Raw genomic sequence first — 18,383 nt, 5'->3', positions numbered from 1 at the left:
TATATTTCTGAGAATTGATCAAGGAGCAGAATCATTGCTCTCAAAGAAAGAAATTATTATAAAAACAAATAGATTTAGAACTTTTAATTCTTCGAAACCTCTCAATGTAATTGTTAATACATTATCGATTTGTTTTATTTGCATAGCAATTTTTCTTAGAAAACTGTATGGTGCATTATAAATAACACAATATTTAAGTTTGACTTCTGAGCGTTATTTAAACCATCCAACATTTGGTATGTTGTACCAAGTCTCTCCAGGTAATGATGGAAGGGATATTTATGCCACTTTATATGCTCAAAAAATGTTTTTTTTAGTTGAAGTTAGACTGAGAGAAGTTTTTTTTGAAGTTATACCATATTTAGATGCCCGTAATCAGGCCGAATTAAATCTTCAAAAAGCTAGAAGACAAAGATCTGAAGAACTATCTAAATGGGAGAATTTATTTACACAAACTTTCTTATAAAAGGTGAAACCTGCAAATTATTTAGAAATAAAAAATAAAATCCCATCAAATGTAAATATTCTCGCTGTAAGTAAAGGATTTAAAAGTCAAGAAATCAAGACTATTCAAAATCTAGGCCAAAATGATTTTGGTGAGAGTAAGTTTCAAGAGGCGTTTGAAAAACAACAAATCCTAAAAGACCTTAAACAAATAAATTGGCACTTTATTGGACGTATACAAAGTAATAAAATAAGAAAAATAGTACAAAATTTCAAATATATTCATTCAGTAGATTCATTTGAAAAGTTGCAAAAGATTTCTAATATTTCGCATGAAGAGGAGAAAAATCCATTAATACTGTTACAGGTTAAGTTGAGTGATGACCCCACTAAAGGGGGCTTTGATCCTAAATTCTTAAAATTGAAATGGGGAGAGATTCAAGAGTTGAAAAATATCAAATTAACCGGTTTGATGACTATCAATCCTAAAGGACTTAGCTCCAAAGAAAATTCAGAATTGTTTAAAAAATGTCGTGCCCTTGCTGATTCACTTCAACTCCCAGATTGCTCCATGGGTATGTCAGGGGACTGGAAGGAAGCAATTGACGCTGGATCAACTTGGTTAAGATTAGGGTCATTGATTTTTGGAGGAAGGTTCTAATTAGTTTTTTTTATAAAAATTCTATCTATTAACTTGCGGTAAAGTACAACTAACGTTATTTAAGTATAGGTAGTTTATTCATTTAAAAATGAATATATTACCCAAGGTTCTTAAACCTTGGTAATCAATTTCAAGAGGATTTAAAAGGTGTCACTTATTTCTAGATTAAAGGCCGTTGTTGCAGGGGATGAGTATCTCGATGATGATTTTGATGATCTGGACTATGCATCAGATGATGAATTAAATGATATTAATGATTTCAAACAAAATCCAAGAAATTCAAATGCTCTTGCAAATTCAAATCCATTCGATTTTATGAATAACAACAGATCATCAAAAGTGGTTGGTATGCCTGGAATTTCAAATTCATCCTCAGAAGTAAGCTTAATGGAACCAAGAAGTTTTGATGAGATGCCTCAAGCGATACAAGCATTAAGAGAGAGAAAAACCGTAATTCTTAATTTAACTATGATGGATCCTGATCAAGCTCAAAGAGCGGTTGATTTTATTGCTGGGGGTACATATGCAATTGATGGACATCAAGAGAGAGTCGGTGAAAGTATTTTTCTTTTTGCGCCAAGTTGTGTAAATGTAACTAGCTCTTCACCAGAAGAAGCGTCTCCTTCTTCTGTTCCTACAGAAAAAATACCACAATATAGTTTGGGCAAAAATACTACTCCTGAACCAGCATGGGGTAATTCTAAATTAAGTGCTTATTCATGATTAATCTGTGACAGATAAAATTGCTGTAATTGGTTTTGGAAATATTGCAAGTGCTATAGTTACACCTCTATTAGATAACAAATTAATTCAGCCAGAGAATGTTTTTTGTGTTGTAAATACAGAAAAAAGTTTAGAAAAAATAAAAAATAATTATAAACATAATATAAACGTTTATAAATCAGGTTCTGAAGAGTCAAAAATAATTTGGGATTGTCAATATAAACTTCTTTCGATAAAACCCCAACAATTAAATGACATAAGTGAGGCCCATCACATAAAAAATAAGGACAATTTAATAGTTTCTATTCTTGCCGGAGTTTCAATAAATAGACTTGCTCAAAAGTTTCCTAATCATAAATGTGTGAGAGTGGTTACAAATATTCCAATAACTATTGGAAAAGGTTTAACAGGGATTTCTTGGGGAGAAGAAATTACAGAAGATCAGAAACAATTCACAAAAAAATTATTTGAAAATACTAGTAAAATTTATGAATTTAATGAAGATTACCTTGATATATTTTTAGCTTTAACTTCATCAGGTCCTGCAATTATTGCTTTAATTATAGAAGCATTAAGTGATGGAGGATTAAGTGGGGGATTACCAAAAATAATTTCAGAGGAACTTGTTATGGAAATGATACTAGGGACTATTTTTCTAATAAAGGAAAATAAACTTACTACTTCTGAGCTTAAAAATTTAGTAACCTCTCCAGGTGGAACAACTATCTCTGCTTTAAGAGTTTTAGAAAAAAAGAGTGTAAGATCAGCATTAATTGAATCAATAGTTTCAGCTAGAAATAGAAGTAAGGAGTTTCGTTAGGTTTTTGAATTATCTTTTAAGTTCATATAAACTTTTTCAAGTGAATTTATATTTTTAGTAATTGTGTATCTCTGAAGTATACGTTCTCTAGCTTTCTCTCCAAGATCTTTTGTAAATGAAGGGTGTTCTACAAGAATTGGGATTATAGTTTTTAATTGTGCAGCCACATTATCAGTTGAAATTACTATTCCTGCTCCGTTATCTAAAACTTCACCGTCAGCTCCGGCATCTGTAGCTACACAAGCAGTACCAGCAGACATTGCCTCTAAAAGTGATAATGATAAACCTTCTACTAAGCTTGGTAAGAAAAAAACTTCTGCTATTTGCATTATTGCTATCCTAGTTTCTAAATCTAATTCGGCACCCCACCAAATTAATTTCTCATTACCAAGGTTAGAAAAACTATTTTCAAGTGTTGGCTTCATTGGTCCATCCCCAACAATAACTAATTTGCAATTTTGAGTTTTTATTTGGCGCCAAGAACGTAAAAGTGCTTCGATATTTTTCTCATTTGCAATCCTTCCCATATATAAAAAGATTCTTTCATTTCCAAGTTTGTTTTTTACCTGATCATATTTTTTACTTTTTTCGCAAAAAGGTTTCCAAATATTTTCATCAACGCCGTTTGGAATCACTATTTGTTTTTCTGTAGGTACTCCTAATTTCTCAAGAACATTTTTTTGAGGTTCAGAAAAAATAATTATTTTATCGAACTTTGCTAAAGAGGGTGCATAAAGTTGATATGTTAATTGTTGAGTGCTCGCAGTTAGATTTCTATTTTTTGCATCAAATGGTGGATGAAATGTTCCTATAAGAGGAACATTAATTTCATTACAAAGCTCTGGAAGTCTAAAGTCTAAAGGAGATAAAGTTAGGCTTGCATGTACTATGTCAGGTTTTAATCTTTCCAATGATAGCCTTAGCTCTTTTTCTGCCCTTGGCGAGGGTATTGTATAAACTTGAGACTTAATTAAATATGGGAGACTTACATCAGGATCATTTGCAAGAAATAATGGGTTTGATGAATTTGAACTAGAGGGATTGTCGAAATGAATAAAACTAATTTTATGACCTCTTGCCTTTAATTCCTTAGTAGTTAAATTACCGTAAGTTACATTTCCACAAAAAGGGGATTTCTTACCCAACCAGGCAATATGAACCACATTAATTAAATTATCTATTTATTAAGTTAACAGGCAAAGGAGCCATGATCCTATTTTTTAAATTTTTTAATGCTTCATGAAGATGCTAACTATATATTTCTCTCAACATTTTTAGTGAAGATAGCTCCTTCTCTAATTGAGTACAGATCCAAGTTTCAATAATAAATAATATTTTAAGCCAGACTTTTTTGGGACCCAACAACTCGCCATTGGATTTTATTGGTAATTCGGGAAAAAGAAGTCTTTGTAATAGAGCAACTTCAGATGCATTTATTTTTAGATTACTTTGAGGATCTTCAATTGACGAAAACCCTTCACTTGGCAAATAATAACAACTCCATTCCCAATTTCCTAAAGGCGGAATAATGGGTTCTCCCGTTTTACAGCAATGATGAATTGGTAAATTTATACCTCCAATGGCTAATAGATGGATTAAAGATTGAATACTCATTGAGAGCATTTTAATATCTTCTTCTTTAGATTCTTCATACAAATAAATCCTATCTAGATGTTCAAGAACACAAGTTAAATAGTTTTGTTGCTTATCATTATTACCTACTAATAAAAAAGTTAATTCAGTTATTGCTTGCGCGGCTGCAAGACATTCAATATTTTTCCCTAGACCAGAATAGCTTTTTAATATTTTAATTTGACGTACAGATTTAAGATTTCTTTTCCCAAAAATTTGCAGACTTAAGTATGTTAATGGAGTAGCTGCGGCAAGACTACTTTTAGGACGTCTAGCCCCAGGTACCGCTAATCGAACAATCCCCTGCTCATCAGTAAGAATAGTTATTAATCTATCATTCTCGCCTAATGGAGAAGCTTTAATACAGAGACCCTCTAGTCTGCACTCACCAGAACCAGACATTTAAAAATTTACTTCTTGGAAAATCTCACAAAAATTAGAAGTTCCAACGCAACTAATTCCATTATCAAACAAATCAATAACTTGTGTCAGTTTTTTTATACCACCTACAACTTTTATTTGATTTTGAGAGCCTGTTATTTTTAGTATTTCAGCGACATCATTAGATTTAAGAGGAGATCCAAACCCGTCCCCGAATTGAAAATTTTTTATTCCTAATTCCAAACATATTTCTATCGCATTAATAAAAACTTCTTCTTGTAGTTTTGATTTATTTATGATTATTGAAACTGGTAATCCAGATAATTTAACTTGCTCAATTTCAGCAGCGAAATTTTCTAAATTTCTTTTGGATAAATTGATAAAGTTTGGGATATATTCAATTCCTTTTGCACCCTTATCTTTTGCAAAACAAACTAATTCTTCAATAAATGAAACTGGTAAATCTGCTAAAGGGTAAGAAATAAGTGCGTTTATATCCGCACTGTAATTACCCAAACAGTTTTTAAGATCAGTTAAATAATTTAGTGAAGTAGAAATATTTTTGATATTGTATTTTCTTATTAAATCGCAATTCACACAGAAATCTTCCCATGATAAATAGGGGTTAATAATAATCGCATGAATTTTCTCGTTTAATTCATATTCAATATTGGGCATTTAAAACTTATTTAGATTGAATCAATCCATAACCTCCATGATTCCTTTTATATATAACTTGAAGTTCATTATTTTTCTTGTTTCGAAAAACATAAAAATCATGATCAATTAGATCTAATTGTTTTCTTGCCTCGTCTGATGAAATTGGAGTCATTTCAAAGTATTTATTTTTTATAGATGGCTCAGGCAGACTTGCTTCAGTTCCTTCTTTAAAAAAAGCTTTATTTAAAAAATTTGATTCCATACTTTCAATTGGAAAAGAATCTTTATTTTTAAATTGTTTATTATGAATTGTTTTATTGTTTCTTTCTTTATATTTGCGTAATTTTCTACAAAGTTTATTTGAAACTAAATCAATGCTTGAGTATAGATTTTCAGTTTTTTCTTCAGCTCTAATTACGGTACCATTTGCAAAAATAGTAACTTCTGCAGTTTGGAACGAGACTCTTGGATTCTTTTCAATTGAAAGGTGTATGTCAGCTTCTTTAACGATATCCTTATAGTGATGTGTTGCTTTTTCTATCTTTGCCTCAGTATATTCTTTTAATGCTCCAGTGAGCTCAAGATTCTTTCCATGGATTAAAATTTTCATAACAAATCTAAAAATATTTACTTACTATCTAAATCTACTTAAATATGGATAATAGAACAGCAATAATTAAGCAACCTGATAATATTTCTTCTTTTAATGATGTTTATAAATTACAAAAAGAATATCAGGAGGCATTGATTTTAGATAATTCTAACCCTGATTTTATTTGGATAGGGGAGCATCAACTCTGCTATACATTGGGGAGAGGATCTAATTACGATAATTTATTATTTTCTCTAAATGATGCTAAATATGATGTTTTTAAGATTGATAGAGGTGGTGAGGTAACTTGTCATATGCCAGGACAATTAGTAACGTATTTGGTTTTGGATTTGAAAAATTTTAATAAAGATTTAAATTGGTACTTAAGAAAAATTGAAGAAATTATTATAAAAATCCTTGGAGCTTTTAATATAAATTGTCACTCTAGAAAAGGGTTTACTGGTGTTTGGATAGGAAATAAGAAAATTGCATCAATTGGAATTGGGTGTAAAAGATGGATTACGATTAATGGATTTTCAATCAATATTGACTGCGAATTAGAAAACTTTAATAAGATTGTTCCTTGCGGAATAGAAAATTGTCTTATGGCAAATATGATTGATTACAACAAAAATTTAAATATTCAAGAAGTCAAGAGAATTGTTAAAAAAACCATCGAGGAAGAATTTAATTTTGATTTTATATCAAAATAGAAATTAAAATTTCAAAATCAATTTAATATGGGTGATTTAGCGTATTGGCCTGCAGCCAAACCTCTTTCTAAAAAAAATACATTTGCCAAAAATAGAGAATTTATTAAGAACCTTGATCATATAGATCAAATTTGGGAAAAATTAAAATTTAAATGTGGTGATACTTTAGCTGTTTGCGATTTAAGAGGGAAATACAAAGAAAAATTTTCTTATTCTGAGCTGGCTGATTTAATAACAAAAGTCTCTTCTTCTTTTGAAAATTATGGTTTAAAAAAGGGGGATGTAGTTACTGTAATATCTGAAAATTCTCCAAGATGGCTAGCAGTAGATCAAGGCTTAATGCGTTTAGGAGCTATAAATGCAGTGAGAGGTATTAATTCTCCTTCAGTAGAATTAGACTATATTATTGGGCACTCTAATTCAGTAGGACTAATAGTTCAATCTAAGGAGATTTGGCTAAAGTTAAACAACAAAGAAGAATTAAAAAAAAGACTGAAATTTATAATCAATTTAGAAGATGAACAATTTGAAAGTTTAATAAGTTGGAGTACATTCATAAGTTCAGTAGAAAAAGAAAATTCACAAAATAATAATTTTGAAAAATTTAATCCAGAAATTGATGACGTCGCTACTATTCTTTACACTTCTGGGACGACCGGAAAACCTAAAGGTGTGCCTTTGACTCATGCAAATTTTTTACATCAAATAATCAATTTAGCCTATATCGCTGATCCAGAACCAGGGACCTCTGTATTAAGCGTTTTGCCTATCTGGCATTCTTATGAGAGAAGTGCTGAATACTTCTTTTTTTCATGCGGTTGTTCTCAATACTATACAATTCCAAAATTTCTTAAAGATGATATTACACAAATAAAACCTGTTGTCATGGCTACTGTACCGAGACTATGGGAAGCAATACATGATGGTTTTTTTCAGGCTTTGAAAAAAATGCCTTCCAAAAAGCAAAAACTTATTAAGTTTTTGATAAGTAATAGTTCGGTTTTTAAAAGAAGTCTTAGAAAGATAAGAAATATAGATATAAATCAAATAACTTTTAAATCAAAAATCCCCTTACTGGGTTCTGTGATTAGCCGATACCCTTTACATAAATTGTCTACTATTTTTTTATGGCCGAATATTCTTAGACAACTATGTGGTGAAAAACTGAAATTTCCTATTAATGGTGGAGGTGCATTGCCAGAACATGTAGATCTTTTTTTTGAATCTTTAGGTGTAGATGTTTTGGTGGGATATGGACTCACAGAAACTAGTCCAGTATTAACTTGTAGGAGAAGAGAATTAAATGTTAGAGGATCATCTGGGCAGCCTCTCTCATTTACTGAAATCAAAATAGTGAATGATGATAAAAAAAAGATTCTGAAGTTCAGAGAAGTCGGGAAAATTCTTGTTAAGGGGCCGCAAGTAATGAAAGGTTATCTTAATAATCAAATAGCTACAAATGATGTTTTATCCAAGGATGGTTGGTTTGATACTGGTGATTTAGGTTTTCTAATACCAAATGGTTCTCTCTTTATAACCGGAAGAGCCAAGGATACAATAGTGCTATCAAGTGGTGAAAATATAGAACCGAATCCCCTAGAGACTGAAATTCTTAGTTCAGAATTTATTAATCAGATTCAATTAGTAGGACAAGATAAGAAATGTTTAACAGCTCTCGTAGTTCCTAATGTCGAATTGGTTAAAAGCAAGTTTTTGGAAGAAGACCTTTCAAAATTAAACCTGAATAAGAAAATTGGTACATTTTTCAAATCACAAATTAATAATTTGCTTAAAAGTCGATTAGGAGCAAGATCAGAAGAACAAATATTAGGTTGTTATTTTGTTGATGCCTTTACTCTAGAAAATGGTTTATTAACACAAACTCTTAAACAAAAAAGAAAAGAAATAGAAAAAAAGTATTCATTACAAATAGAAAATATGTATGAAAACAAATTTAGTAAGAAAATTTGATTTGTCCTATCTATATTGTAAAGGTAATTTAATTTTTTATGGAAACAAAAAACTCAATATCTATAAAGCGCTCAATAGCTATTAAAGCTGTAGTTACACCAACTTGGAAGGAAGATGCTGAAAAAGAATTAAGTAAAGCAATTTCAAACATTGATCAGCAATTATCGCAACTGGAGCAAGAGGGGCAGCAAATAGTAAATAATATTAGATCCCAATCGGTTAATCCCTTAGATCCAAGAGTTCAAGAACAGGTTAGTCAGGTACAACAACAAGTCGCAGCAAAACGAAATGAAATTGAAGAACAAAAAAGAAATCTTCTTCAACAACAGAGTCAAGTTCGCGAATTAAAAATGGACGAAATTGTTGATCAAGGGCAAGTGGATAGTTTCTGTGATGTCACTGTGGGAGACAATCTTATTGAAAAAATGCAAGTATCGATTACGGTTAAGGATGGAGTTATTCAATCTATAGATAATAATTAAAGAGAAGATTTAGTATTTTTGAAAAATGTAAGTAAATCTTAATTTCGAAAAGTTTTAAATTCTAATCGATCTAAATTATTACTTTCTTAAGTTTTAAGAGTTCCCACTGTGAACATGATTTCGTATAATTAGAACAAGAGTTTAAAGGGTTCTTAACCATAAAAACTTTAGGAAGTTTGGTAGAAATCCCTTGAAACTTATGCAATAACAATTTTCTTATGTCTCACGAAATATTCATGCCTGCCTTGAGTTCTACTATGACAGAGGGCAAGATTGTGGAATGGTTGAAAAATCCAGGAGATAAAGTTGAAAGAGGTGAATCTGTCTTGGTTGTTGAATCTGACAAGGCAGATATGGATGTTGAATCTTTTCAAGATGGATATCTCGCAGCTGTTTTAATGCCTGCTGGCAGCACTGCACCAGTAGGAGAGACTATCGGTCTTATTGTAGAAAATGAGGATGAGATAGCTTCTGTTCAAGAACAAAATAAAGGAAAACAACCCGAAGTTTCTAGTTCGGATCAACTTGAATTGGTAAGCAATAAAACGGAAGAAAAACCTTTTATTCAAAGTGAAATTGTTGAAAAACAAGAAAAAGAAGTCGTATTAATGAGTGAAAAGGCAGCCTCATCTTTTAATAGTGATCAAATAAATGCTGCTACGAGTAATGTTTCTTCGAGGGTGATTGCATCTCCAAGAGCTAAAAAACTGGCCTCTCAAATGGGTGTTGATTTAGCAAAGGTTCATGGATCCGGGCCTCACGGAAGGATTCAAGCTGATGATATTTTAAAAGCCAATGGCCAACCAGTCTCTATACCATGGATAGGAGAAGGTGGTTCTCCTGCAAGTATACCTGGTGCAAATTTGGGAGTTGAAAATAAACAAGAAACATCAGGAAATAGTTTTGGTAATCCCGGAGAAACAGTTCAATTTAATACTCTTCAAAAAGCGGTAAATAAAAATATGGAATCTAGTTTAGATGTTCCATGTTTTAGAGTGGGATACTCTATCAACACAGATAAATTAGATAATTTCTACAAAAAAGTTAAACAGAACGGCGTTACTATGACTGCTTTACTCGTTAAGGCAGTTGCAAAGACACTAAAGAAACATCCTCAAGTTAACTCAAGTTTTTCAGAAAGTGGAATTTCTTATCCAGAAAATATAAATATTGCTATTGCCGTTGCAATGGAAGATGGTGGACTAATAACTCCAGTATTAAAAGAACCATGCAATACCGATTTATTTGAATTGTCTAGGGAATGGAAAGATCTTGTGAAAAGATCAAGGTCAAAACAATTAGAACCTGATGAATACTCAACGGGAACATTTACCCTATCTAACCTTGGTATGTTTGGTGTCGATAGATTTGACGCAATACTACCCCCAGGGACTGGTGCGATCTTAGCGATAGCATCATCGAAACCATCTGTTGTTGCTAATAGTGATGGTTCAATATCTGTTAAAAAAATAATGCAAGTAAATCTAACAGCTGATCACAGAGTGATCTACGGAGCTGATGGCGCTTCATTCTTAAAAGACTTGGCTTCCCTAATTGAAAATGAGCCAGAGACACTTGTCTCTTAAATTTAATTGATTTCTCAAATTAATGATGCAGAACTAGATTATAAGCTTGAGGCTTATGATTACTTTCTTGATCCTTCATTAATTGCTAATAAACCTTCTGCAATAAGGCATGAATCAAGATTGATGATAGTTAGGAATAGTGTTTTAGAAGAGAACTGCTTAACTAATAAATTTACCAAGAATCTTTTAGATGAATTTAGAAAAGGCGATCTTGTGGTTGTAAATAATACTAAAGTAATGAAGGCAAGGTTAAAGGTTGAATTAGAAAATAATACGTTAGTCGAATTATTAGTCTTAGAAAGATCCCATGAGTGTGTTTGGTTATGTTTGGCAAAGCCAGCGAAAAAGTTAAAAATAAATAGAAAACTAAAATTAAAATCTCCTTCTGTACAAGATATTTACTTGATGGTTGATGGGGTTGATGAAGAAACTGGAGGGAGATTTATTAAATTCCCTGAAAATATAACTGATCTCAATTCAATGAATGACCTTCTTGATAAATACGGAGAAATCCCTCTCCCGCCTTATATAAAAAATTTCGAAGAGGAATCTTTTCATGAGAACAGTTATCAAACTGAGTATGCAACTAATCCAGGGGCAGTTGCCGCACCAACTGCTGGTTTACACTTAAGCAAAAGTCTTATTTCCAATCTAAAAAAAAAAGGAGTAATAATCTTACCGATAACTTTGCACGTGGGTTATGGAACATTCAAACCAATTGATCAAGAAGATCTAAGTAACTTAAAACTTCATAAAGAATGGGTAAGTGTTAATAATGAAGTAGTGGAGGAAATAAAGAGAATAAAGAAAACAGATAGAAAAATAATTGCTATTGGGACAACTAGCGTGAGAGCTCTTGAAAGTTGTTATTCTTACGAAATTAATGACTTTATTCCAATAGCGAAATATGTGGATTTAGTAATTAAGCCAGGTTATAAATTTAAGGTAGTTGATGGATTATTAACTAATTTTCATCTCCCTAAAAGTTCATTATTACTTTTAGTAAGTGCAATGATTGGTAGAGAAAGATTATTAGATTTGTATAAAAAAGCCATAAAAGAAAAATTTAGATTTTTCTCTTATGGCGATGCTATGTATATTTCACCAGATTCATTACTGGAGAAAAAATAGATTTAGGCTTTTACTGGTTCTTGAATGATTCCGCTTGGAACTTCAGTAAACATAATTGATGATAAATATCTCTCTGCTAAATCAGGTAGAACAACTACGATGGTTTTCCCCGCATATTCATCTTTTTCAGCTAATCTAACAGCCGCTGCCGCAGCAGCTCCACAAGATATTCCGACTAATAGACCTTCTTCTTTTGCTAATCTAAGAGCCATTTCGATTGACTCGTCATTTGTTACCTGTTCAACCTTATCAACAATTGATAAGTCAAGGTTCTTAGGAATAAAACCTGCTCCAATTCCTTGAATTTTATGTGGTCCAGATTTAACCTCTTCACCATTCATTGTCTGCGTAATAACAGGACTATGTGACGGTTCTACAGCTACAGAAATAATATTTTTACCCTTCTCTTGCTTAATGTATCTTGAAACTCCTGTAATTGTGCCGCCAGTTCCAACCCCTGCAACTAAGACATCAATTTCACCATCGCAATCATCCCAGATTTCTGGTCCAGTAGTTTTGAAATGAATTTCAGGGTTTGCTGGATTATCAAATTGACCGGGCATGAAATATTTAGAAGGATTACTTTCTGCAATTTCTTTAGCCTTAGCTATTGCTCCAGGCATACCTTTAGATGCCTCTGTTAAAACAATTTCAGCACCCAACACTGCCATAACCCTTCTTCTTTCAATTGACATGGATTCTGGCATTGTAAGGATCAGTTTATAACCTCTTGCTGAAGCAGTAAAAGCTAATGCAATTCCTGTATTTCCAGAAGTTGGCTCAACAATAGTTTTGTCTTTTGTAAGCTTCCCACTTTTCTCTGCATCCCAGATCATGTTTGCGCCAATTCTACATTTGACACTGTAAGCAGGGTTTCTACCTTCAATTTTTGCAAGTACTGTAGCTTTCGCGTTTTTAGTAACTGATTTTAATTTTACTAATGGAGTGTTTCCAATAGCAAAACTGTTGTCCTCATAAATTTTTGCCATTTATATATTAAGAAAATATATATTAATACTAACTATTATTCAGAAAAAGAGTATATAAGTTTTATACGGTAAATACTAGGAATTTAGAAATCATTTAGTGCTTCAGAAAAGCTTTTCCACAATTGATCTTGGTCTTCTAATCCAACTGATACTCTAATAAGGTGCGAGGGTATACCAAAACTTTCAGCCCAATCCAATTCGTCATAATGAGCTAGTAAAACATAAGGACAAACTAGAGTAAATTTTGTACCTAAACTAGGTCCTTTAGATACTTTTAGAGAATCATAAAATTTTTTAGCTTTGTTCAATCCTCCATTTAATTCAAATGATAATAGGCAGCCGTATCCTCCCTCAGAAGTAAGTAAAGAATTAAAATTTGGACAATTTTCAGGATGGAAAATATTTTTAATCTCGCTATGGGTCTCTAATCTTTTTTTTAATTCTAAACATGCTCTATTTTGTTCAAAAACTCTTTGATTTACATCTCTACTAACTTTCTCTAAATAAACTGTATCTCCATCGGAAAGTGTTGGAAGATTAATCTCGTTTAATGCGTTTCTAAATTGATCAATCCATTTACTTTTTGGATTTAGTATTAATGATCCGGCAAGAATATCACCACTACCTGAAAAAATTTTTGTAAGTGAAGTAAAAACTATATCGGCATGGTCTAGGGAATTTATATTTAAATTTGAACCAATTGTATCGTCAACTATTAATGGAATATTTAAATTTTTTGCTATTTTTGAAATTTTTTTAATGTTTACACATTTGAGCATTGGATTACTCGGTAGTTCAATAATTAATGCTGATGGCTTTATTCTTTTGATTTCTAATTCAATATCATCGCAATTTTCTTCTGTAATTAGCTTGGCTCCATGAAAGATATTCATTGGTAATTTAAGTACATCTACATATGGAAAACCAATTTGAAGTGTAGGTTTCGCTGGAAATAATTTATATATGATTTCTAATGATGTATACAATGCTGACATTCCAGATGAAGTTAAGTGAATATCATTAGAGTTAATTTTTATAGATTTAGAAATTCTATTTTTTATTCTTTGAGAACATTCATTTACGTAAGATTTTGGATGGCAATCTTCAAGACCTAGTTCTACAGCAGCAGCCCTTGAAGATAAACCAAGACCAGTATGTTGCCAAAAAGATTTTGCATAAATACTTCCTTCTTTTTCAGTTATTAAGAAAGCTAAATCACCCCTTTTTTCTATTAATGAGAATTGTTCAAAAGTATTTTTATCAATGTATTTTTTAGCTTTAAAAGCTGTGCTTTCATTCGGATATGGCCAAATACTTCTATTGTTGTAGTAATTTTCCTTTTTTACTTTTTCGCATAATCTTTTCAATATGGGGTTTAGCCCGAATCTTGGGTAAATGGACTGCAATAAATTCATGCATTCTTGATTTTTTTCCTCGTAATTTATTACATCATTCCAAGTTGGTAATGCCACAGAAACAGCATGAATACTATCAGGAATAGAATATCCCAACTCTAAATTTTTCCATATAGGGTTTTTAAGTAAATCTCTCAATTTTCAGAATTTATTTAAAGCAAATAATATGTCTGAGATTAAATCGTTTGTTTCTTCACATCCAATAGATAATCTGACAAGAGCATCATCTATCCCCAGTAAATTTTTTGTTTTGTCATCAACAGAAGCATGAGTCATTGTTGCGGGGTGACAAATTAAGCTTTCAACTCCTCCAAGGCTTTCTGCTAGCGAGAAATATTTGAGAGATTTGCAAAATTTAAAAGTATCCTCTTTTGTAAGATTTAATTTTATGGTGATCATCGAACCTCCAGATCTCATTTGTGATTTTGCTAAGTTAAATTGTGGATGTTTTTGATTAAAAGGATAAATTAATTTACTAATTATTTTATGATTCTCTAATTCTTCAGAAATTAATTTTGCACTTTGTGTTTGTTGTTCGATTCTTAAAGGAAGAGTTTTTACTCCTCTCGTAATTAGCCAACTATCAAAAGGAGATGGTTGAAGTCCTAGAGCTTTTTGAGAAAAAAGCATCTTACTATTCCATACCTTATTATTTGTCAGTACTGCTCCACCAAGTGCATCACTATGTCCATTAATGAATTTTGTTGTGCTTACGAGTGATAGCGTTGCACCAAGGTCCAATGGCTTTTGAATAAGTGCAGTAGAAAAGGTGTTGTCCACTACTACTGGGATTTGTAGTTTATTCGCTTCATCACAAATCGCCTTAATATCAAGTACCTTCAAAAGTGGATTAGTTGGACTTTCTAGCCATATCAAGGTTGGCTCGAAGTATGAAATCTTTTTGATATTATTTTCGTTTGTAAAATCTGTGTATAAAATTTCTAATCCAAATTTCTTGAAAACTTTTTCGAACATCCTCACTGTACAACCATAGAGATTTGACTCGCAGAGTATCTTGTCACCTGATTTTAGTGTTGATGAAATAGCAGTTACCGCGCTAATTCCAGATCCAAAAACTGTACAGTATTTAGAATCTTCTATTGATTTAAGGATGTTCTCTAGAATTCTAAAGTTTGGATTGCCTGATCTGGTGTAGTCGAAATTATCTTTATTTCCATGTTTGAAAGTAGATGAAGAAAAAATAGGAGGCATAACGCATCCAGTGTCTTCTGCAAAAGTCTCCCCATGGTGAATAGATAAGGTCTTAAAACCTGGCTTTTTTATATTATTTTCCTTATTTCCCATTATTTTTAAGAATAAGAATCAAATTAAATCTCTCATTTTTTAAAAGAGAGATTTAATAATCCAAAGAAAAGTAGTATTAAACTTTTCTTGAATAATATTCAACAACTAGTAGTTCGTTTATTTCAAGAGCCACCCATTCCCTATCACATTTTCCATTTATTTTTCCCGTTAATTTGGGTTTGTCTAAATCAAGATGAGGTGGGACATTTGCTAAACCAGGAAATTCTATATTTCCTTCTACAAGTTTTTTGCTTGCTTTGTTTTCTTTAATTCCGATTACATCGCCTGATTTGCATTGATAACCTGCAATATCGAGAACTTTTCCATTAACGGTTACATGACCATGATTTACTAATTGTCTTGAACCTGGAATAGTACCTCCAAAACCTAATCTAAAACAGACATTATCAAGTCTGTTTTCTAAAAGTCTTAGTAGGTTAGTTCCTGTAGATCCTTCTTGAGCTCTAGCTTTTTTTACATAACGTACTAGTTGTTTTTCAGAAACTCCATAATTAAACCTAAGTTTCTGCTTTTCTTCTAGACGAATTGCATATTCTGATCGCTTGCGACGGGCTTGGCCGTGCTGACCTGGAGGATTAGACTTCTTTGAAGCTTTCCTGGTGAGACCTGGTAGTTCTCCCAAGCGACGCGTAACCCTTAATCTGGGACCGCGGTATCTTGACATAATGTTAAATTAAATAGAAATTTGCAATAAATTGGATAATTGATTAAATTCAATTAAACTAATTACTACTGGAGATATTATTTTACATCATTAAAGTGTTCAAAACTATTAATAAATCAATTACTTCTATACTTCTTTTTATGATTTCTTTCTATCAAAAGTGGTTTTCACCTTTTTTTGGACCAAGATGCAGATTTATTCCAAGTTGCAGCTCTTATGGATATGAGGCAATTACTAGACATGGACCTTGGAAGGGAGGGTGGTTAACTTTAAGAAGATTAAGCAGATGTCATCCATTAACTCCCTGTGGATGTGACCCTGTGCCTGACTAAATGAATGAAAATATTTATTTTTGTTAGGCAGGGATGTTGCCTTTGCGATTCATTAAAAAATAAACTTGCAAAAATAAATCTTAATGAATTATTCCCTAATCTAGAGGAGCTCAAAGAAATTGATATTGATAGGCTCGATTTATATAAAGATAAATATAAAAAATATGATTATGAAGTACCAGTTATTGCTGTTGAAAGAATTAGATCCGAGGAGATTATAGAATTGCCTCGCATTTCTCCAAGATTAAAAGATGATCAATTAAAGAATTGGTTTCAAAAAAATATTAGTACCATTCTTGAGAAATAATTTTTTATATGAGATCTCTAAAATTACATAAACTTTTAAATTTGGTAGGAATTATTCCTTCATTAGAGTTAAAAGATCATGAAATCAATAATATTTCTTTTAACTCTAAAGAAGTTCAAAAAGGAACTTTATTTTTAGGTATGCCTGGTTTAAATGTTGATGGAGGAAAATTTTGTATTGAGGCAATTGAAAATGGTGCAGAGGCTGCCATTATTGGGTCTTCTGCAAAAGAGAAAATTGGATCTATTGATCGAGAAAGGATTTTAGTTATTGAGGATAATTTAGATTATATTTTTGGTCAAATAGTCGCTGAGTTTTGGAATAGGCCTTCAAGAAAACTTAAACTTATTGGTGTTACGGGTACAAATGGAAAAACGACAATTACTTTTTTATTGGAATATCTTTTAAAAAAATTAGGGAAAAAGACTGCATTATTTGGGACCTTGCTCAATAGATGGCCTGGATTCTCAGAAGTGGCTTCTCATACAACTGATTTCGCCGATAAACTTCAAAAGAAATTAAATGCTGCTGTTGAGGCAGAATCTGAATTCGCGATTTTAGAGGTAAGTTCTCATTCTATTGCTCAAAATAGGATATCAGGATGCGAATTCGAGGCGGCTATTTTTACAAATTTAACCCAAGATCATCTTGATTATCACTCAGATATGGAATCATATTTTCAAACAAAAAGAAAATTATTTTTCCCACCCTACTTAGAAGAAAAAGATAGGATTTGTGTATTAAATCATGATGACCATTGGATATCTAAATTATCATCTGATCTTGAAAAAAAATCTTCATTAGTCTCTACAAAGGTTACTGAAAGTGAATTTGAAAACGAAGATTTTTTTTTCGTAACAGATAAAAAATTTACTGAAAGTGGCTCCACTTGTATTTTTCATACACCTAGGGAAAAAATTCAACTTTTTGTTCCACTTGTTGGTGAATTTAATTTAATGAATGCGATTCAAGCAATAACAATTTTGTATAAACTTGATTTTTCTTTAAAAGATCTATCAAAGTTCATACAATATTTCCCTGGTGCTCCTGGGAGAATGGAGAAAATACAAATTGATAATGATGTTGTTTTAAGATCACTTCCAACAGTAATTGTTGATTATGCCCACACTCCTGATGGATTAAAAAAAGTTTTGCAATCAATTAAGAAACTTTGTGAAGGGAAACTTATAACTGTTTTTGGCTGCGGCGGAGATAGAGACCGTAGTAAAAGGCCTTTAATGGGATCAATAGCTGAAGAGTTATCTGATCAACTTTTTATAACTTCAGATAATCCAAGATCAGAAGAACCCCAAAAGATAGTAAATGATATTTTAATGGGTATAAAAAAAAGAGAAAAAATAACAATAGAAATTGATAGATTTAAAGCAATAAATGAATCTATTAAATTTGCCAATAAAAAAGATATTGTTTTAATTGCAGGAAAAGGACATGAAGACTACCAAATTCTCAATGATAAAGTCATTAATTTTGATGATAGAAAAATAGCTTATAAATTATTAAAAGAAAAAAATAAATCTCAATAAAATTTCCTAA

At 31.7% G+C, this 18,383-nt stretch carries 20 protein-coding genes and 1 pseudogene; 13 read left to right on the top strand and 8 right to left on the bottom strand.

Features of this window, described 5'->3' with window-relative positions; genetic code table 11:
- From EU95_RS10045 to proC, 5 genes and pseudogenes are all read left to right on the top strand, one after another.
- Nucleotides 1-181, top strand: a pseudogene (locus EU95_RS10045) (energy-coupling factor transporter transmembrane protein EcfT); the annotation flags it as partial.
- 18 nt (nt 182-199) lie between these two features.
- Nucleotides 200-466, top strand: a complete 267-nt coding sequence (locus EU95_RS08330) for a PII-interacting protein PipX family protein (RefSeq protein WP_032521325.1) — start codon at nt 200-202, stop codon at nt 464-466.
- Between the two features lie 3 nt (nt 467-469).
- The gene (locus EU95_RS08335; protein WP_032521324.1) at nt 470-1,105 is read left to right on the top strand and encodes a YggS family pyridoxal phosphate-dependent enzyme; all 636 of its coding nucleotides are present in this window, start codon (nt 470-472) and stop codon (nt 1,103-1,105) included.
- A 147-nt stretch (nt 1,106-1,252) separates the two neighbouring features.
- On the top strand, nt 1,253-1,828 hold the full coding sequence (locus tag EU95_RS08340) for a cell division protein SepF (protein ID WP_032521323.1): 576 nt from the start codon (nt 1,253-1,255) through the stop codon (nt 1,826-1,828).
- A 7-nt stretch (nt 1,829-1,835) separates the two neighbouring features.
- Nucleotides 1,836-2,648, top strand: a complete 813-nt coding sequence (proC, locus tag EU95_RS08345) for a pyrroline-5-carboxylate reductase (protein WP_032521322.1) — start codon at nt 1,836-1,838, stop codon at nt 2,646-2,648.
- Here proC and EU95_RS08350 read toward each other — a convergent pair.
- The 4 genes from EU95_RS08350 to hpf form a co-directional block, all read right to left on the bottom strand.
- Entirely contained in the window at nt 2,645-3,811 is a 1,167-nt protein-coding gene (locus EU95_RS08350) for a glycosyltransferase family 4 protein (protein ID WP_032521321.1), read from the bottom strand. The two genes, proC and EU95_RS08350, sit on opposite strands and share 4 nt — an antisense overlap.
- Nucleotides 3,812-3,896: 85 nt before the next feature.
- Nucleotides 3,897-4,682, bottom strand: coding sequence for a DNA repair protein RecO (gene recO, locus EU95_RS08355; RefSeq protein WP_032521320.1), 786 nt, complete (start codon nt 4,680-4,682; stop codon nt 3,897-3,899).
- Nucleotides 4,683-5,339, bottom strand: coding sequence for a deoxyribose-phosphate aldolase (locus tag EU95_RS08360; RefSeq protein WP_032521319.1), 657 nt, complete (start codon nt 5,337-5,339; stop codon nt 4,683-4,685).
- A gap of 7 nt (nt 5,340-5,346) precedes the next feature.
- A complete protein-coding gene (gene hpf, locus EU95_RS08365) occupies nt 5,347-5,931 on the bottom strand; it encodes a ribosome hibernation-promoting factor, HPF/YfiA family (RefSeq protein ID WP_032521318.1) in 585 nt (194 codons plus the stop codon).
- Nucleotides 5,932-5,975: 44 nt separating this feature from the next.
- Here hpf and lipB point away from each other — a divergent pair, with 44 nt between their 5' ends.
- From lipB to queA, 5 genes are all read left to right on the top strand, one after another.
- Nucleotides 5,976-6,626: a lipoyl(octanoyl) transferase LipB gene (gene lipB, locus EU95_RS08370; protein WP_025945702.1), complete on the top strand. Its 651-nt coding sequence runs from the start codon at nt 5,976-5,978 to the stop codon at nt 6,624-6,626.
- A gap of 27 nt (nt 6,627-6,653) precedes the next feature.
- A complete protein-coding gene (locus EU95_RS08375) occupies nt 6,654-8,597 on the top strand; it encodes an AMP-binding protein (protein WP_032521317.1) in 1,944 nt (647 codons plus the stop codon).
- A gap of 38 nt (nt 8,598-8,635) precedes the next feature.
- Complete coding sequence (locus EU95_RS08380) at nt 8,636-9,079, top strand: YlqD family protein (RefSeq protein WP_025880659.1); 444 nt, start codon at nt 8,636-8,638, stop codon at nt 9,077-9,079.
- Between the two features lie 218 nt (nt 9,080-9,297).
- On the top strand, nt 9,298-10,665 hold the full coding sequence (locus tag EU95_RS08385) for a dihydrolipoamide acetyltransferase family protein (RefSeq protein ID WP_032521316.1): 1,368 nt from the start codon (nt 9,298-9,300) through the stop codon (nt 10,663-10,665).
- Nucleotides 10,666-10,671: 6 nt separating this feature from the next.
- Entirely contained in the window at nt 10,672-11,796 is a 1,125-nt protein-coding gene (gene queA, locus EU95_RS08390) for a tRNA preQ1(34) S-adenosylmethionine ribosyltransferase-isomerase QueA (RefSeq protein ID WP_032521315.1), read from the top strand.
- Between the two features lie 2 nt (nt 11,797-11,798).
- Here queA and cysK read toward each other — a convergent pair whose 3' ends face one another.
- The 4 genes from cysK to rpsD form a co-directional block, all read right to left on the bottom strand.
- Nucleotides 11,799-12,785 carry a cysteine synthase A gene (gene cysK / locus EU95_RS08395; RefSeq protein WP_032521314.1) on the bottom strand — a complete coding sequence of 329 codons (987 nt, stop codon included), beginning with the start codon at nt 12,783-12,785 and terminating at the stop codon, nt 11,799-11,801.
- Between the two features lie 83 nt (nt 12,786-12,868).
- Nucleotides 12,869-14,338 (bottom strand): PLP-dependent transferase, encoded by a 1,470-nt coding sequence (locus tag EU95_RS08400; RefSeq protein ID WP_032521313.1) that lies wholly within the window; start codon nt 14,336-14,338, stop codon nt 12,869-12,871.
- A gap of 3 nt (nt 14,339-14,341) precedes the next feature.
- Nucleotides 14,342-15,505, bottom strand: coding sequence for a trans-sulfuration enzyme family protein (locus tag EU95_RS08405; RefSeq protein WP_032521312.1), 1,164 nt, complete (start codon nt 15,503-15,505; stop codon nt 14,342-14,344).
- Between the two features lie 76 nt (nt 15,506-15,581).
- Nucleotides 15,582-16,190, bottom strand: coding sequence for a 30S ribosomal protein S4 (rpsD, locus tag EU95_RS08410; RefSeq protein ID WP_011817920.1), 609 nt, complete (start codon nt 16,188-16,190; stop codon nt 15,582-15,584).
- A 95-nt stretch (nt 16,191-16,285) separates the two neighbouring features.
- On the opposite strand from rpsD, the gene yidD reads away from it, so the two are divergent.
- From yidD to EU95_RS08425, 3 genes are read left to right on the top strand one after another with little or no spacing between them, the layout of a single operon-like run.
- Nucleotides 16,286-16,522 carry a membrane protein insertion efficiency factor YidD gene (gene yidD / locus EU95_RS08415; RefSeq protein WP_025928090.1) on the top strand — a complete coding sequence of 79 codons (237 nt, stop codon included), beginning with the start codon at nt 16,286-16,288 and terminating at the stop codon, nt 16,520-16,522.
- Nucleotides 16,523-16,526: 4 nt separating this feature from the next.
- Complete coding sequence (locus EU95_RS08420) at nt 16,527-16,829, top strand: glutaredoxin family protein (RefSeq protein ID WP_032521311.1); 303 nt, start codon at nt 16,527-16,529, stop codon at nt 16,827-16,829.
- An 8-nt stretch (nt 16,830-16,837) separates the two neighbouring features.
- A complete protein-coding gene (locus tag EU95_RS08425) occupies nt 16,838-18,373 on the top strand; it encodes a UDP-N-acetylmuramoyl-L-alanyl-D-glutamate--2,6-diaminopimelate ligase (protein ID WP_032521310.1) in 1,536 nt (511 codons plus the stop codon).
- Nucleotides 18,374-18,383 lie beyond the last annotated feature (10 nt).

It is taken from the genome of Prochlorococcus marinus str. MIT 9201, from assembly GCF_000759955.1.
In the GTDB taxonomy this organism is placed as follows: Bacteria; Cyanobacteriota; Cyanobacteriia; order PCC-6307; family Cyanobiaceae; genus Prochlorococcus_A; species Prochlorococcus_A marinus_G.
Note: the sequence above shows the minus strand (reverse complement) of the source record. Positions and strands in the feature narration are given on the sequence as shown.

Excerpts from the sequence above, each read along its gene's own strand:
- recO (WP_032521320.1), bottom strand. The coding sequence starts at position 4,682 with ATGTCTGGTTCTGGTGAGTGCAGACTAGAGGGTCTCTGTATTAAAGCT.
- EU95_RS08360 (WP_032521319.1), bottom strand. The coding sequence starts at position 5,339 with ATGCCCAATATTGAATATGAATTAAACGAGAAAATTCATGCGATTATT.
- hpf (WP_032521318.1), bottom strand. The coding sequence starts at position 5,931 with ATGAAAATTTTAATCCATGGAAAGAATCTTGAGCTCACTGGAGCATTA.
- lipB (WP_025945702.1), top strand. The coding sequence starts at position 5,976 with ATGGATAATAGAACAGCAATAATTAAGCAACCTGATAATATTTCTTCT.
- EU95_RS08375 (WP_032521317.1), top strand. The coding sequence starts at position 6,654 with ATGGGTGATTTAGCGTATTGGCCTGCAGCCAAACCTCTTTCTAAAAAA.
- EU95_RS08380 (WP_025880659.1), top strand. The coding sequence starts at position 8,636 with ATGGAAACAAAAAACTCAATATCTATAAAGCGCTCAATAGCTATTAAA.
- EU95_RS08385 (WP_032521316.1), top strand. The coding sequence starts at position 9,298 with ATGTCTCACGAAATATTCATGCCTGCCTTGAGTTCTACTATGACAGAG.
- cysK (WP_032521314.1), bottom strand. The coding sequence starts at position 12,785 with ATGGCAAAAATTTATGAGGACAACAGTTTTGCTATTGGAAACACTCCA.
- EU95_RS08405 (WP_032521312.1), bottom strand. The coding sequence starts at position 15,505 with ATGGGAAATAAGGAAAATAATATAAAAAAGCCAGGTTTTAAGACCTTA.
- rpsD (WP_011817920.1), bottom strand. The coding sequence starts at position 16,190 with ATGTCAAGATACCGCGGTCCCAGATTAAGGGTTACGCGTCGCTTGGGA.
- EU95_RS08420 (WP_032521311.1), top strand. The coding sequence starts at position 16,527 with ATGAAAATATTTATTTTTGTTAGGCAGGGATGTTGCCTTTGCGATTCA.
- EU95_RS08425 (WP_032521310.1), top strand. The coding sequence starts at position 16,838 with ATGAGATCTCTAAAATTACATAAACTTTTAAATTTGGTAGGAATTATT.